Source organism: Cellvibrio sp. OA-2007 (assembly GCF_000953825.1).
GTDB lineage: Bacteria > Pseudomonadota > Gammaproteobacteria > Pseudomonadales > Cellvibrionaceae > Cellvibrio.
The window spans coordinates 47,157-62,249 of sequence record NZ_BBUL01000097.1 but is presented as its reverse complement, the minus strand read 5'-3'; the positions used below and the strand labels follow the sequence as shown (position 1 = coordinate 62,249).

16 protein-coding genes are annotated in these 15,093 nt (G+C 43.9%); 10 read left to right on the top strand and 6 right to left on the bottom strand.

Annotated features, from left to right (window positions below):
- The first annotated feature begins 161 nt into the window (after positions 1-161).
- On the top strand, positions 162-935 hold the full coding sequence (locus AWU77_RS18650; protein ID WP_062067805.1) for a peptidoglycan DD-metalloendopeptidase family protein: 774 nt from the start codon (positions 162-164) through the stop codon (positions 933-935).
- 147 nt (positions 936-1,082) lie between these two features.
- Positions 1,083-2,084 (top strand): RNA polymerase sigma factor RpoS, encoded by a 1,002-nt coding sequence (rpoS, locus tag AWU77_RS18645; RefSeq protein WP_062067133.1) that lies wholly within the window; start codon positions 1,083-1,085, stop codon positions 2,082-2,084.
- Between the two features lie 76 nt (positions 2,085-2,160).
- Here rpoS and AWU77_RS18640 read toward each other — a convergent pair whose 3' ends face one another.
- From AWU77_RS18640 to AWU77_RS18615, 6 genes are all read right to left on the bottom strand, one after another.
- Positions 2,161-2,673, bottom strand: a complete 513-nt coding sequence (locus AWU77_RS18640) for a methylated-DNA--[protein]-cysteine S-methyltransferase (RefSeq protein WP_062067130.1) — start codon at positions 2,671-2,673, stop codon at positions 2,161-2,163.
- 37 nt (positions 2,674-2,710) lie between these two features.
- On the bottom strand, positions 2,711-4,249 hold the full coding sequence (gene lnt, locus AWU77_RS18635; RefSeq protein WP_062067127.1) for an apolipoprotein N-acyltransferase: 1,539 nt from the start codon (positions 4,247-4,249) through the stop codon (positions 2,711-2,713).
- Positions 4,250-4,326: 77 nt separating this feature from the next.
- Positions 4,327-5,184, bottom strand: coding sequence for an HlyC/CorC family transporter (locus AWU77_RS18630; RefSeq protein WP_193747559.1), 858 nt, complete (start codon positions 5,182-5,184; stop codon positions 4,327-4,329).
- Positions 5,185-5,205: 21 nt separating this feature from the next.
- Entirely contained in the window at positions 5,206-5,673 is a 468-nt protein-coding gene (gene ybeY / locus AWU77_RS18625; RefSeq protein ID WP_062067124.1) for an rRNA maturation RNase YbeY, read from the bottom strand.
- 1 nt (position 5,674) lies between these two features.
- Entirely contained in the window at positions 5,675-6,730 is a 1,056-nt protein-coding gene (locus AWU77_RS18620; RefSeq protein ID WP_152625406.1) for a PhoH family protein, read from the bottom strand.
- Positions 6,731-6,944: 214 nt separating this feature from the next.
- Positions 6,945-7,616: a BON domain-containing protein gene (locus AWU77_RS18615; protein WP_062067121.1), complete on the bottom strand. Its 672-nt coding sequence runs from the start codon at positions 7,614-7,616 to the stop codon at positions 6,945-6,947.
- 501 nt (positions 7,617-8,117) lie between these two features.
- On the opposite strand from AWU77_RS18615, the gene AWU77_RS20210 reads away from it, so the two are divergent.
- The 8 genes from AWU77_RS20210 to AWU77_RS18580 all read left to right on the top strand — a co-directional run bounded on the left by AWU77_RS20210 (position 8,118) and on the right by AWU77_RS18580 (position 15,017).
- Positions 8,118-8,279, top strand: a complete 162-nt coding sequence (locus tag AWU77_RS20210) for a DUF1328 domain-containing protein (RefSeq protein ID WP_084618550.1) — start codon at positions 8,118-8,120, stop codon at positions 8,277-8,279.
- A gap of 53 nt (positions 8,280-8,332) precedes the next feature.
- Entirely contained in the window at positions 8,333-8,626 is a 294-nt protein-coding gene (locus AWU77_RS18610) for a hypothetical protein (protein WP_238582526.1), read from the top strand.
- Positions 8,627-8,635: 9 nt separating this feature from the next.
- Positions 8,636-9,112, top strand: coding sequence for a hypothetical protein (locus AWU77_RS18605; RefSeq protein ID WP_062067117.1), 477 nt, complete (start codon positions 8,636-8,638; stop codon positions 9,110-9,112).
- Positions 9,113-9,447: 335 nt separating this feature from the next.
- Positions 9,448-10,770 carry a sigma-54 dependent transcriptional regulator gene (locus AWU77_RS18600; protein WP_062067114.1) on the top strand — a complete coding sequence of 441 codons (1,323 nt, stop codon included), beginning with the start codon at positions 9,448-9,450 and terminating at the stop codon, positions 10,768-10,770.
- Positions 10,771-10,810: 40 nt separating this feature from the next.
- A complete protein-coding gene (locus tag AWU77_RS18595; protein WP_062067112.1) occupies positions 10,811-11,026 on the top strand; it encodes a histidine kinase dimerization/phospho-acceptor domain-containing protein in 216 nt (71 codons plus the stop codon).
- A 30-nt stretch (positions 11,027-11,056) separates the two neighbouring features.
- Positions 11,057-12,550 (top strand): CHASE3 domain-containing protein, encoded by a 1,494-nt coding sequence (locus tag AWU77_RS18590; protein WP_062067109.1) that lies wholly within the window; start codon positions 11,057-11,059, stop codon positions 12,548-12,550.
- A gap of 54 nt (positions 12,551-12,604) precedes the next feature.
- On the top strand, positions 12,605-13,054 hold the full coding sequence (locus tag AWU77_RS18585) for a response regulator (protein WP_062067106.1): 450 nt from the start codon (positions 12,605-12,607) through the stop codon (positions 13,052-13,054).
- A gap of 28 nt (positions 13,055-13,082) precedes the next feature.
- The gene (locus AWU77_RS18580) at positions 13,083-15,017 is read left to right on the top strand and encodes a response regulator (RefSeq protein WP_062067103.1); all 1,935 of its coding nucleotides are present in this window, start codon (positions 13,083-13,085) and stop codon (positions 15,015-15,017) included.
- The last annotated feature ends 76 nt before the right edge of the window (positions 15,018-15,093 follow it).

The following is a 15,093-nucleotide window of genomic DNA, read 5'->3' as shown; positions in this document are numbered from 1 at the left end:
ATTCCTTTTTTGTGCACGTTTTTATAAATATATTAGATAATTTTAAAATAAATTACGATTATTAAGTTCCAAATGGAATAAGGGTGATCAACAAACAACCTAAGCTCTTGAGTGATTTCATGTCGGAAGAGTCATCTAATAACCGGGTTAAATCATTAAGAGTGTTCTTAATATCGATCACTTTGCTATTGGTTACTTCCTGCGCCTCTCATTCTCCTGCTCCTGTATTGGATCGCTCTCAGCGCCTTTCTGATCGCCCTAAGACACATGTGGTTATTGCTGGTGATACCTTGTTTTCTATTGCTTGGCGCTATGGCTTAAAATACGAAATTCTCGCTAAATATAATGGGATTTCTTCACCTTATATCATTAGGCCGTCTCAGGTGATTCGCCTTGATATCGATGAGGCTGGAGTTCGCAGAGCAGGACCTGCTACCAGTATCGCCAAAGCGTCAAACACCAGTGCCAAACAACCACCAGTAAAGACAGTAGCCAATTCTAATCGTCAAGAAAATAGAACAAAAGTGGCTGCCAATAACACAGGTAAATCACAGGCTTGGGGTGCACCACAATGGCGCTGGCCTGCGATGGGGCCATTATTGTCATCATTTCAGGGCAGCAATGCCTTGAACAAGGGTATTGATCTTGGCGGCAAATTGGGAGAGCCTGTGCTGGCGGCGGCATCTGGACAGGTTGTGTATTCTGGAAGTGGGCTGCGGGGATACGGCAAATTACTTATCGTCAAACATAATGAGACCTTCCTTAGTGCCTATGCTCATAATGATAGGTTGTTAGTAAAAGAGGGTGATTTCGTTAAAGTTGGGCAGAGAATTGCCGATATGGGTTCAAGTGGTACTGATAGAGTAAAGCTTCACTTTGAAATTCGTCGTGATGGTACCCCGGTAGATCCATTAAAGTTTCTACCACGACGCTAAAGTGTCATATTCATAAGTTAGAACGGGAACTTGTGGATAAATACCTGGCAACATATGGCATCTATGTTAAAGGTACAGCTTGAGCGAGCTGGATGACTTATAAAAAGCCAGCCGGTTAAATAAAAAATTGATATAAGGGGCTGAAAAATGACTTTACAAAATAGGGATACAACTACATTTGATCGCGATGATGTGTTTATTGCTCCAGATGCAGAGTTGGATGAAGCAGAATTATTGTTGGCTGAAGAAGATGAGTCTCCTAAGTCTTCATCATCGAGCACAAGCGAGCGAATCATTGATGATAAGTACAACAAGACACTTGATGCTACCCAGATATATTTAAATGAAATTGGATTTTCCCCTCTGCTGAGTGCCGAAGAAGAAGTGTTCTTCGCTCGCAAAGCGTTAAAGGGCGAAGAAGCAGCGCGCAAGCGTATGATCGAAAGTAATCTTCGTCTGGTTGTAAAAATCTCCCGTCGTTATGTTAACCGTGGTCTGGCTCTTCTCGATTTAATTGAAGAGGGAAATTTGGGTTTGATTCGTGCTGTTGAGAAGTTTGACCCAGAGCGCGGCTTCCGCTTTTCAACCTACGCTACTTGGTGGATTCGCCAAACAATTGAACGTGCGATTATGAATCAGACTCGCACAATCCGTTTGCCAATTCATGTGGTAAAAGAATTAAATATTTATTTGCGTGCAGCACGTGAGTTGTCGCAAAAGTTGGATCATGAACCAACACCGGAAGAAATTGCCAATCTGCTTGATAAGCCTGTAGCTGATGTTGAACACATGCTGAGTCTGAATGAGCGTGTGACATCAATAGATGCGCCTATTGGAAACTCTTCAGACCGCGCCATTGTAGATACCATTGCCGACACTCATGTGTCAGACCCTGCTGCACTTTTGCAGGATGCAGATTTGACCACCAGTCTTGATCATTGGTTGGATGAGTTGACTGAAAAACAGCGTGAGGTGCTTGCGCGCCGTTTTGGTTTGCGTGGTTATGAGGTAAGTACACTTGAAGAGGTGGGGCTTGAAATAGGCTTGACTCGTGAGCGTGTTCGTCAAATTCAAGTAGAAGCATTAAAACGTTTGCGCGATATAATGGAAAAACAAGGTTTAGACAGCGCGGCTTTATTTAGTGTTTAAATCGCTTGACTAGTGATGTTCTTAAAAAGCCCAGGCTAAATGCTTGGGCTTTTTATTGGTTACTGTTTTTTCCGCTTTAAACTGAATCGGTTTTGTATATCGCTTCCCTTCGTAATAGTTTTTCCTTGCGCTCTAAGCCCCAGCGATAGCCGGATAGGCTGCCATCTCTACGTAGGACTCTGTGGCAGGGAATAATAACGGCGATAGGATTTGCTGCGCAGGCCGTGGCTACAGCCCGCACTGATTTTGGTGCGTTAATCGCCGCTGCGATCTCGCTGTAACTCCGGGTTTCACCAGTGGGGATTTGTTGCAGTGCTTGCCATACCCGTTGCTGAAATGGCGTGCCGTGAATATCCAATGAAGTTGCCACTGGAAGCTTGGGGTTTTCAATTGCTCCAATAATCTGGCTCATTGTTTTTTGTAGGCTGCTATCAGCTTCTACCAGTCTTATGTGATGGAAACGTTTTTGTAGGTCAGCTACTAAAGATTGCCGGTTATCCCCTAACAAAATAGCGCACACTCCTTTTTCGCTTTGTGCTACCAAAATAGTACCGAGCCAGCATGTGTCTGAAGCAAAATAGATTGTCATTGTGGTCTCCTGTTTTGGGTGTGGAAGAGAAATGCAGCTATTGCTCTTGGCGCTTGAGTAATAAAGGCGTGCTCAGGCTTAGCAGTAGCAGGGTTGACAATATAGCGAGCGGCCCGCTGCCGTACACCATAAACGGTGTCCAATCTTTTACAGCATAAATCACACCTGTAAAGGTTTGCGCCTTGAATGAATCGCTGTGGTTGAGGATTTTTCCGTGGTTGTCGATAATCGCGCTCGGGCCATTATTGGTGCTGTAAACCAGATAGCGTCCCGTCTCAAGTGCGCGCATTTGTGCCATTTGCATAAATTGTTTCGACTGAATTGAGTCGAGAAACCAGCCGAGATTATTCACGCTTAATAGTACTTGTGTTTCTTTCGCTGCTTGGGCGATTAAATCCGGGTAGACAATTTCATAACAAATTGCAGGAGTGATACGCACTCCTTTTGCGATAAGTCCATGCTGGTCTTGTGGTCCCAAATGAATAAATGATGTGGGTAAGTTAAAAAATTCAATCAAGCCGCGTACTTGATTTGGAAAGGGCAGGTATTCACCAAAGGGCACTAGGCGGCGTTTGTGATAAAAGCCATAGCCCTCACCCAGCCCGGCAATGGAGTTGTAGTATTTTTGTTTGGCGCGGTCTTCATAAATTACACCGGTAAATAATGCGGCACTGTGTTCGCTGGCTTTGCTGTTTATTTCCTCTAAAAAAGGCAGTGCATCCTGATAAGTAAGCGATGTCGGAATTGCTGCCTCTGGCCAGATTACCCAATCATTCGTCCATAAGTCGGTGCTGAGATCACGCAATTGATCGAGTGCGGCGATAGTGGTGTCCTGATTAAAGCTGAGTTTGGTGCTTTGATCGATATTGGGTTGCACCATGCCGATTTTTATCGGCGCAGTATCTGGCTCTGCCCAGGTGATATTTTTTAAGCTGGCGCCTGCAGTCCAAAATGCCACGCAGCTTAAACTGGCAATAATTAGCGATATTTTTTTTGTTGGTTGGCCTTTTACTTTCCATATCCATTCGGCAAGTGTGCCGGCGCTCATTACAAGAATAAAGCTGATACCCATCACCCCTGTGATTGGCGCCCATCCTGTCAGCGGTGAATTTAAATGCGCATAGCCTAAAAATAGCCAGGGGAATCCGGTTAGCAACCAGGTGCGCATCCATTCCCCAAGTAGCCAGCAGGCAGGCAGAGCAATTATTAATCCAAGAGCGTGACGATTAAACCAGCGAGCAAAAACATAAAAGGGCAGGGTAAAAACAACTGCCATAATACAAGCAAATATAAAAACCAAAAAACCTGCAAGCATCGGAGATGCGCCGCCGAAGTTATGGATGCTCACATAAATCCAGTGAATGCCTGCGCTGTAAAACCCCACACCAAAAGCAAAGCTGCGCCATAGGATAGATTTGAATGATTGTTCTTTTAATAAGAGCGCGAGGGTGGTTAGGCTGAGGAGGGCAATTGGCCAAATGTTAAAAGGGGCAAAACTCAACGTAATTAATGCGCCGCTGATAAGTGCGATGATTAAGGCGATTGGCTGTGATAAGTTCAGGATTTTATCCGGCATAGATATTATCTGTTATGTGTTTGGTTAAAAAAATCCCGCCGGTTGGCGGGATTGTTGTTGATATCACTTTAGTTAACTTAGTCGTTAAGCACTGTCAGTCGCAACAAGTGAATTTGGCGATTATCCGCATAGAGTACGCGGAATTGCATATTGTCCATTTGCACAACTTCATTGCGTTTTGGTAGGTGACCAAATTCTTGCATCAGTATGCCGCCAATGGTGTCGAAGTCTTCATCGCTTAACTCTTTATTGAAAAAATCGTTGAAGTCTTCGATGGGGGTCAAGGCTTTAATGATGTAATCATTTTCACTGACGCGTTTGATAAAGTCGGTGGCTTCTTCTTGTTCGTCTGTTTCATCTTCAATTTCGCCGACAATTTCTTCCAGAATATCTTCAATGGTGAGCAGCCCGGTAATGCCCCCATACTCATCCATTACCAGCGCCATGTGGTAGCGATTTTCGCGAAATTCGCGTAGTAACACGTTGACGCGTTTACTTTCGGGAATAATGGTGGCGGGGCGCAGAATGGTTTCAAGATTAAAATTATCTGTGCCTTTTAACGCGAGAGGTAACAGATCTTTAGCGAGTAATATACCTTTAATGTCGTCAATATTTTCGCCGATAACTGGAAAACGTGAGTGACCGGATTCGATAAGTTGCGGCAAATATTCTTGTGGCGTGTCGTCGAGGCGGATTGCAACTATGTGCGAGCGCGGCACCATAATTTCGCGCGCTTGCAGAGAAGATACATCCAGTGCGCCCTCGATAATGCTCAGTGCTTCCTGATCCAGCAATTGGTTATCAGCGGCATCTTTAATAATTTCCAGTAGTTCATCGCGGGACTTAGGTTCCGCGCTGAATGCATGGAGCAATTTATCCAGCCATGATCGTTCGTGTTTTTCAGTAGTGATGCTACTCGGATGGTCGTCCGACATGATGTAATTTCCCAAGGTTTTTTATTCTTCAGTGATGTCTTGATAGGGGGCAGGATACCCCAAACCGATGATGATTTGGGTTTCCAGTGACTCCATTTCTTCTGCTTCGCCATCATCGATATGATCGAAGCCAATCAAGTGCAGGGTGCCGTGCACCAGCATATGTGCCCAGTGGGCGGCTAAGGCCTTGTTCTGCTCTTGAGCTTCGCGCTCTACAACCGGAGCACACACTACTAGGTCACCTAGCAATGGAGTGCCGACTTCCTCAGGGATGTCGGCAGGGAAGGAGAGCACATTAGTAGGATAATCTCTGCCACGATACTGCGAATTTAGTTCCTGCCCTTCTTCTTCATCAACGATATAAATACTGACTTCAGTATTTTCAAGATCTTGACTTTGCAGGGCCGCTTCAATCCAGCGTTCAATCTCGCTCAGGGCGGGGATCAGCTGGCTTTGGCTATTGCTTTCAATGTCGATTTGATGAGCCATTTTAGTCTTGCTTCGGCTGCTGTTGATCAAATGCTTCATAGGCTTCTACGATGCGTTGCACTATAGGGTGGCGCACTACATCTTTAGAGGTAAAGTTAGTGAAGCTAATACCATTGACCTTATCCAGCACTTCCATCGCATGGCGAAGGCCGGAGGCCATGCCCCGTGGCAAATCGATTTGTGTGGGGTCGCCCGTGATTACTGCCGTGGTACCAAAACCGATGCGGGTCAGGAACATTTTCATTTGTTCGCGCGTTGTATTTTGGCTTTCATCGAGAATGACGAAGGAGTTATTCAGTGTGCGGCCACGCATAAATGCGAGCGGGGCAACCTCGATCACGCCGCGTTCCATGAGTTTGCCAACAGTATCAAAACCGAGCATTTCAAATAGTGCGTCGTAGAGTGGGCGTAAATAAGGATCGACCTTTTGGGCAAGATCGCCGGGCAGGAAGCCGAGCTTTTCACCGGCTTCTACCGCAGGGCGTACCAACAAAATGCGCTCGATTTCATTTTTCAACAGAGCCTCAACGGCACAGGCAACGGCGAGGTAAGTTTTGCCGGTACCCGCTGGCCCAATGCCAAAGTTAATGTCGTGTTTTTGTACAGAGCGTACATAGCGCTGTTGGTTTAAGCCTCGCGGTTTAATGGTGCATTTTTTAGTGCGAATTAGCGTTATTCCCTGATCGCTGCTGTCTTCAATAGATGAGGAGCCGGCTTGAGTTTCAACGGATGTTGACTCAGCGTTATCGAGTTGTTGCATAAGTTGTTCAATACCTGAAGTTTGCAGTGCTAGGTGCACTTCATCGGGGGTGAGCTCATTGTGCTCAGTGTGCTTATAGAGGTTGCGTAGCAGCTCAGCAGCGGCGCGCGTGGCATTGGCGGAACCGATTAGCTCAAACTCTGTACCACGATTGCGGATTTCAATCTCAAGACGCTCTTCAATCTGGCGCAGGTGCTGACCAAGTAAGCCATTAAGGCTGGCAAGACGACGACTGTCGCCCGGTTCTAGGCTGAGTTGATGGGTAATGGATTCGGGGCTAATGACGTGATTGTTCAAAGCGGATATGAGTCTCGTACAGCTTCAGTTAAGCTAAGACTAAACCATTCAACTGGCGGGATAAAGAATAAATTGCACTTGAGGGGAGGCCGGTTAGGGGGCTACTGCGTCAATAGGCGATTAAGTCTTTGAATTTAAAGAGTTTAGTAAGCTAAATGAGGCTGCGGGGTTGTCCCCCCGCAGTGACTACCCAACTCTGCTAGTCTCGCTCCTTTTAGGACTTAACCTGCAGATTGTTGATAACGCCTTTCACTCCATCATGTTTGGCTGCAATGGCTTGAGCTAGGGCTTTCTCTTCGGCAGATGAAACCTTACCTGATAGAGTTACCTTATCGTTCAATGTGTCTACATCGATATTGAGCCCCTTCACATTCTTGGATGCTAGTAACTCGGTTTTGATGGCTGCGGTTGTCGTAACATCGTCCACATATTGAGAAAAGTTACGACTTTTGGATGGCGCGGCGTTAGCGGTTTTTGTTGGCTTGCTATTTACGCTGATCTTGTTGCTCACCGAATCAATACCTTCAACACCTAACGCAATATTTTCAGCAAGTTCCTTTTCGATATCTGAGCTTACCTCGCCCTCCAGTGTCGCGGTGTTATTGTCCACGCTAATATCAATTTCAAATGGATTTAAATGTTTGTTAAGGATTAATGCCGTTTCCAATTTGCTTTCAATCCAGCCATCTTTAAACGCCGACTTACTATCTTTCCAGGTTTGTTTGCTGTCCTGTTTAAAGTCCGCCCAGAATTCAGCGGCTGTCCTTTTCTCGGTATAACCATTATTGCTATTGGTGGTACTGTTATCTGCTGCTACCGACATTGAGGTGATTAAGGCGATAGTGCCAACAGATATAATGGTTGAATTCAATAATGAACTTTTCATGGTGTGCTCCTTTGAATAGTGTTTGCAATAAAAAAGTTGTGGAATTGATGCGTTCACAATGAATCGCATAGTCAGTCTCTTGCTTTTTTTGTGCCAAAAACAAAATTTGATAGCTAAGTGATTGCTGCTACTAAATATTTTTTAAAAAATAAAACGATTATTGGTTCGTGCTTTCAATAGAAATATTATTGTTTTTTGAAAGGTTTACATTGCAGTGTAATTTTTTTTCACGTTATTGTGAGCTGGAGCGTTATGCGGAGGGTTTTTATTTTATTAAGTACTAATAATTGGATGATGATTGTGTAGGGGGAATTAATGATGTTCCTTTTATGTAAAGTTTTCCAATTAATGCAAGATTTGCAAAAAATAATGCAATTATTGTGGTTGATAATAACTTTAATTGCCGAAAATACCGCTAATAGTGTGTTTTGGTGCTGTTTGGCACGCTACTTGAAGGTAATACATTGAAGGTTAATTTATGAGCCTTAAAAGGAGAGTATTATGCTTTATTACGCGTTGGTCTTTTTTGTCGTTGCAATTATTGCCGGTCTTTTAGGGTTTGGCGGTATTGCTGGTGCGGCAACCGGAATAGCACAAATATTATTTTTTGTTTTCCTTGTGTTATTTGTTCTTTCTTTAATTTTCGGTAGACGTCGCCTTTAGTATTGTTGCAACACTAAGGCAATTATTTTTCAACAACTTAAGAGGTAATATCCATGGCTACTCAAACATCTGTTAAAAATACGGTCGATGAAAAATTGAATGACATCACTATGGCAGAAGCTGTCTCGCAATTTAAAGAGGCTACTTCCAGTATCTACGATGCAGTTGGCTCTATTGGTAATGCAACGGCTGCTAATGCAAAAGTCCGCCTCAATGAAGGTAAGGCTCGCGCAATCGAATTGGAAGAGAAAGCCGAAGAAGTAGTGAGAGCGCGACCACTGGTTACTGTTGGTGTTGCTTTTGCCGCTGGCTGGCTGGTTTCGCATTTGTTACAACGCCGCCACTAAGGATAAGTCATGAATAACCATGACATTAATGAAACTCCTCTTGGGGCGCAAGCGCCCCAAGAGGAGGGTTCAAATCAAAATGCTCAGCCGCAATGGGTGGATGATTTAGAGCAAACTCTGTTATTGGGTAAGCAGTTTAGTAAGTTTGCAATTGATTTGATGGATCTAGCTGGTGCCGAACTGTTGCTGGCAGTTAAAAGTTTTCCAAAACTAATCATGCTGTGGCTACTAATGATGCCGATTATCCTATTGAGTTGGTGTGCTTTTTCCGGATTAATCGCATGGTTTGTTTTTGCCCTGAGTGCACATGTTGGGTTGAGTCTGTTAGCTGTATTTTTATTGCAAATTCTATTGTTAATTTCATGCCGTTGGTTATTTGTTCAATATCGCAAGCGTATGACACTGCCCTATACTCGTGATCAAATTTCCAGTTTTATGCGGAGTATCAATAATGAATTTAATGAAAGACATTCAACAGAAAAATGATTGTTTAGTGTTGCAGAGATCTGTTTTGTTACACCAGTACGGTCACAGGTTGAAAACCAGCGGATCAGGTTCATTTCTGGCAACATTTATATTTGCACCGTTTGTGTTTGGAGCGGTCGCCCCGTTTCTGCTTGTGCGACAAGGGTTGATGATACGCTTGTTGCGCACAGTATTATTGCCTTCTCTAATGCCATTTCTCCTTCCTCAGGCGCCACACCGTAATTAAATGTAAAGGTGATTTTCATCGCGAAGTTATTAATTGGTGCTGATTTTTAATATCCTGCTGATGCTAGAATGAGCTTGGATGCCGACTAGCTAATGAGAGGAGTTTACTTGTGGCTGATGTTTTATTGGTTGACGATGATAATCGCTTTTTGGAAGCAACTGTACAATTACTGCAACTGTTAGGGCACAGTGTAACGGCCGCAGATACTGTTGCGGCAGCACGTAAATTGATGTCTAACCATCAATTTACTCATGTTATTTTGGATCTTATTTTGCCCGATGGTAGTGGGCTACATCTGTTGGAAGGTATACCGGCGAATAGTAAAACAAAAATTACCTTGATTACCGGTCATCCATCTATCAAATCAATTGTCAAAAATCTCTACGGGGCAAATATTGGCTATCTCATCAAGCCGATTGATCTGCAGCAACTCAAATCTCTTTTCGATGAAAAAATAACTCCTTCTCTTCGCAATCCATCGGGCGAATTGCATTTCAACTATTTGGTAGGTGAATCTGCACCTATGCAGCATTTGTACGAAATGATCTCACGTGTAGCTACAACAAAAGCAAATATTATGTTGTTGGGTGAAAGTGGGGTAGGTAAAGAGATGGTGGCGGCAGCGATTCATTACGCAAGTAATGTAGAGGGTGATTTTGTTGCCACCAATTGCGGTGCATTTTCTCGGGAACTGATTGGAAGTGAATTGTTTGGACATGAAAAGGGGGCCTTTACTGGTGCTGTACAGCGTAAAATTGGTGTGTTCGAGCAGGCCAGTAAAGGGACATTATTTTTGGATGAAGTAACTGAAATGCCGGTCGATCTTCAACCAAATTTGTTGCGCGCATTAGAGGTGAAAAAAATTACCCGTGTTGGTGCTATCAGTACGGTGGATATCAATTGTCGCGTGATTTCAGCGACCAATCGTGCAGAGCAGGATATAGCCCAACAAGGTTGTTTGCGGGAGGATTTGTATTTCCGCTTGGCCGTTTTTCCTATTCATATTCCTCCGTTGCGCTCTCGCAAAGAAGATATTCCTTTATTGGTGAGATATTTTCTGGCGAATTTTAATCATGAATATAATGGCGAAATAGGCATTAGTGACGAATCTCTGCGGCGTTTAATAGATTACGATTGGCCAGGTAATGTGCGAGAGCTGCGCCATGCCATTCATCGTGCGTATATTATGGCGGATCAGAGTAAAAAAATATTAGTTTTACCTGAAAAGCTATCATCCCCTTTCTCTAAAACACAGGCTCATACAACGGCAGGTATTCGAGTTGGAAAAACAGTTGAAGAGGTGGAGCGTGAGCTGATTGAGTCAACACTGGAGCATTTTGACGGTGATAAAAAACAAGCAGCAGATATTTTAGGTATTAGCCTAAAAACGCTTTACAACCGTTTAAATGCATATGGTGAGGCAGAGTTTTAATCATAAAGAGCTTTAATGATAATGAGAACAGGTGCTGGCGATGAACAAAAATCAGTTTATTCATGACTTGCGCAATCCACTTAATACAATCTCCATTAATGCTGAGTTGGGAAAACTAACCCTGCAGCGCACGGGCGATTTACACAAAGCGATTAGTATCTTTGAGACTATTTTGGTTGAGTGTAAACGAGGCAGTCAAATTTTAGATGAGGTAAAAAATTCCCCTTTGCTCAATGGTATAGAAACGGATGAATAGCCGCCAAAAAACTGTTCGGAAGCAAGCAAAATGAATTCAAATACGTTGAGTAAAATTCCCCGCTCTATTTGGGTGATGGCACTAGTGGCTGCGATCACTTTCTTTTCAGTCAGTGCTGTACTGGCTTATCGCGCTATTGATGTGATTACCGCAAACAATGTCAGTATTAATAACACCTTGCAAACCATTAACTTGATCAAAGATTTGCATAGAGAGCTTGCCGCTGCTGAATCAAGTCAGCGCGGTTATTTGCTGACAACCGATCCCGAATACCTGGAGCCCTATCATCAAACCCTGGGCTCTATCGATGAGTTGTTGCATAAACTGAGCGAGTCTTCTACTGAGTTACCGGTGCAAAAAGAGCGCTTTAAAACTCTTTACAAGCATGTTCGCGATAAAATTCATGAAATGCAGCGAATCGTAGCCTTAACCGACCGCGATAAAATTCTCTCTGCTATACGACAGGTTAAAACCGATGAAGGTATTGAGCTGATGCGCGCAATATCTCAAATGATTAAAGAAATGGAGCATGAGGAATTTGCTTTGTTAGGAAAAAGCAAAGCGAGTGCGGCTAAAAATCGTGAATTCATTATTGTTACTTTATTGCTGGCGAATGGTATTGGCTTGGCATTGTCGCTAGGCGTTTTTTTTCTGTGGTATCGCAATGCGTCAAAAGTGGCATTGCTTAATGATGAATTGGCAAACGCTAATGCCGAACTGGAAGACAAAGTAAGTGCGCGCACACAAGTATTATTACAATACTCTGAAGAGTTACAGCGTAGCAATCGTGAGCTCGAAGAATTTGCTTTTGTGGCATCCCATGATTTACAAGAGCCCTTGCGAAAAATTCGCGCATTTGGTGATCGGCTGCAGCAAAAATTCTCGGCGGAGTTGGGAGAATGTGGGGCGGATTACGTGGGGCGCATGCAGGCTGCGTCAGGTCGCATGTCGGTTTTGATTGATGATTTATTGAGTTTTTCGCGTGTGACTACCAAACAGCGTCCCTTCGAAAAAATTGATTTAAATAAAATCATGCATGAGGTAATGGGTGATCTTGATTATGCAATAGAAGAGTCGGGAGCTCAGTTACATATGGATCCTTTGCCAACCCTGGATGTAGATGGCTCACAAATTGCGCAAGTGTTTATGAATTTAATTTCCAACAGTTTGAAGTTTCATGCGCCGGGTGCACGGCCAATTATTACGGTAACTTGTGAAATAAATCTTGCTTCACCCTTAGCCGACGACGAGCGTTTATGGTGCTGTTTGCGTTTTGCCGACCAGGGGATTGGTTTTGAGGTGCAATATGCCGAGCGTGTATTTAGTTTATTTCAGCGCCTGCATGGGCGGGATGAGTATTCAGGCACAGGTATAGGTTTGGCTTTGTGCAAAAAAATTATTGAGCGCCATGGTGGAACTATTACCGCACAGAGTGCGCCGGGTGAGGGTGCTGTATTTATTATTCATCTGCCAATGACACAGGTAGCTATGGAGTCATTGGCAGATTTACTAATGGATGAATAGTAACAATCTATTTTATTGCCGTTATTACAACTGAATTTCACAAAGGATGTAGATATGAATATCCCCAAAAAAACACTGGTCATTTTGATGGCGGATGATGATGCTGATGATCGCTTATTAGCACAGGATGCAATGCATGAAAGCCGTGTGCTTAATGAACTGCATTTTGTTGAAGATGGTGTGCAGTTGTTGCGGTATTTACGCGGTGATGATGAGTTCGCTGATCGCACACTTCACCCTATGCCAGGTTTAATTCTGCTCGATTTAAATATGCCCAAAATGGATGGCCGGGAAGCATTGGCAGAAATTAAATCTGACCCGCGATTGCGGCGTATTCCGGTAGTCATTTTAACAACCTCCAAAGCGGAGGAGGATATGTTTAAAGGCTACGATCTTGGCGCCGCTTCTTATATCACCAAACCTGTCACCTTTGATGCGCTGGTTGAGCTAATGCGAACCCTGGGTAAATATTGGGTAGAGTTTGTAGAGTTGCCCTACGAATAGCAAGCTCTACAGGCGAGGCGGCAGTCATATGCAAAATGTAAAACTGTTAATTATCGATGACGATGAAGATGATTTTTTTCTTGTTAAAGATTTAATAGCAGAAATTAGTCAAACCTGTACGTTTGATTGGGCGCCTACCTATGAAGCAGGGCAGTTACTGCTGCGTGAAAATCGCCACGATCTTTGTCTGATGGATTATAAACTGGGCGCGCGCGATGGCATTGAGTTGTTGACCTTTGCCAATGAGGTTGGATTCTCTGGCCCCATAATATTGCTTACTGGAATGCACCAAATTGAGGTTGATCGGCAGGCATTGCGTGCAGGTGCCGTCGATTATTTGGTGAAGTCTCATCTTAGTGCGGAGCAATTAGCGCGTTCGATACGCTATGCATTGGCGCGGCGCGAAGTGGAGCGGGAGCGGGTAGAGCGTTTAAAGGCTGAGGCAGAGAACCGTTTAAAAAGTGAATTTCTAGCGCATTTAAGCCATGAGTTGCGCACCCCTTTATCGGCGATTCTAGGGTTTACCGAGCTCTTATTAAATAAAAGCTCTGACACTGAGAGCGCAGCACATTTGCGCATAATTCACCGCAACGGAAAACATTTATTGGGTTTGCTCAACGACATTCTTGATCTCTCAAAAATTGAAGCAGGTAAGTTGGAGTTAGAGGCGCAATCCGTTTCATTATCCGCTTTTTTGACGGATATTTATTTTCTGATGCAGGGCGCAGCCATCGATAAAAACCTCAAATTGCGCGTAGAAGCGCCCCAGCCATTACCGGTGACTATTTACACTGACCCCATGCGGTTGCGGCAAATTTTGCTCAATTTAATGGGTAATGCGATTAAATTTACCCATGAGGGTGAGGTGCTATTAAAAATCGATTGGTGTTATGAAAATGAAAAAAATAAATTGCGCTTTTGTATTAAAGATTCCGGCATAGGTATTTGTTCTGAAACGCTCGCGGTAATTTTTGAGCCTTTTGTGCAATCGAAAAATGCGCAAGTCCATCCGCGTGCAGGTACTGGTTTGGGGTTGACTATAAGTAAACAATTGATTGAGCGCTTGGGTGGACACATTCAAGTTGATAGTGAAGTGGGCAAAGGCAGTGAATTTAGTTTTACTTTAGACCCAGGTCCAATTGAAGGTGTTGAGACTGAAGTTTTGCAATTAAATATGGATGTGGCACCTGATCATCAAGTTGCAATTCCCCGTTTTAGCGGACGAGTGTTGGTGGTGGATGATTTACGAGACATTCGGATGTTGATCGGACACTTTGTACAGTTAACCGGTGTTGAAGTGGTTTATGCCCGCGATGGCGCAGAAGCGGTGCGTATCGTAAGTGCCGATAAATTATTGGGCAAACATTTTGATTTGATCTTGATGGACATTCATATGCCCATTTTGGATGGACATCAAGCAGCGCAACAATTACGCCGCGAAGGCTATTCCCAACCATTGGTCGCTCTGACGGCAGCCCATATGAAGGGGGATATGGATCAGTGTTATGCCTCGGGGTTTACCGCGTACTTAGGTAAGCCGCTCGATCAAACGCGGTTATATAAATGCCTCGCCACTTATTTACCTGTTAAACACACAGCGCGTTTAGATGCGGAGCTTTTACCAAAATCGATTTTGGTTGTAGAGGACGATGCAGATGCGCTGGCAGCGATGGAAGGGTTATTAAGTTTAATGGGTTGGCAGGTGATAGGTGTGCAAAGTGCAGAAGCCGCATTGCAAGCGCTGCAGCAAAAAATCCCGCATGTTGCGTTACTGGACTTAAATCTGCCGGATATGAATGGTTACGCTTGCGCTGCAAAAATTCATCAGCGTTATCCAGCGATACGTATTCTAATTGCGAGCGGTGAGTCAGTTGATAACTTGCGCGCGGTAGAAGCGGGCATTTCAAACAGCTTGTTAAAACCTGTGTCGCTTGCACAATTGGAGGCGGCGCTAAATGTTTAATAGATCCCGCTGCAATATTGGTATGGCTATTTGTATTTTTTTGAATTTCTGTTTGTAAATATTGCAATTTATTAGC

Coding starts and splice junctions, on each gene's coding strand:
- rpoS (WP_062067133.1), top strand. CDS start 1,083: ATGACTTTACAAAATAGGGATACAACTACATTTGATCGCGATGATGTG.
- AWU77_RS18640 (WP_062067130.1), bottom strand. CDS start 2,673: ATGACAATCTATTTTGCTTCAGACACATGCTGGCTCGGTACTATTTTG.
- lnt (WP_062067127.1), bottom strand. CDS start 4,249: ATGCCGGATAAAATCCTGAACTTATCACAGCCAATCGCCTTAATCATC.
- AWU77_RS18630 (WP_193747559.1), bottom strand. CDS start 5,184: ATGTCGGACGACCATCCGAGTAGCATCACTACTGAAAAACACGAACGA.
- ybeY (WP_062067124.1), bottom strand. CDS start 5,673: ATGGCTCATCAAATCGACATTGAAAGCAATAGCCAAAGCCAGCTGATC.
- AWU77_RS18615 (WP_062067121.1), bottom strand. CDS start 7,616: ATGAAAAGTTCATTATTGAATTCAACCATTATATCTGTTGGCACTATC.
- AWU77_RS20210 (WP_084618550.1), top strand. CDS start 8,118: ATGCTTTATTACGCGTTGGTCTTTTTTGTCGTTGCAATTATTGCCGGT.
- AWU77_RS18610 (WP_238582526.1), top strand. CDS start 8,333: ATGGCTACTCAAACATCTGTTAAAAATACGGTCGATGAAAAATTGAAT.
- AWU77_RS18605 (WP_062067117.1), top strand. CDS start 8,636: ATGAATAACCATGACATTAATGAAACTCCTCTTGGGGCGCAAGCGCCC.
- AWU77_RS18595 (WP_062067112.1), top strand. CDS start 10,811: ATGAACAAAAATCAGTTTATTCATGACTTGCGCAATCCACTTAATACA.
- AWU77_RS18590 (WP_062067109.1), top strand. CDS start 11,057: ATGAATTCAAATACGTTGAGTAAAATTCCCCGCTCTATTTGGGTGATG.
- AWU77_RS18585 (WP_062067106.1), top strand. CDS start 12,605: ATGAATATCCCCAAAAAAACACTGGTCATTTTGATGGCGGATGATGAT.
- AWU77_RS18580 (WP_062067103.1), top strand. CDS start 13,083: ATGCAAAATGTAAAACTGTTAATTATCGATGACGATGAAGATGATTTT.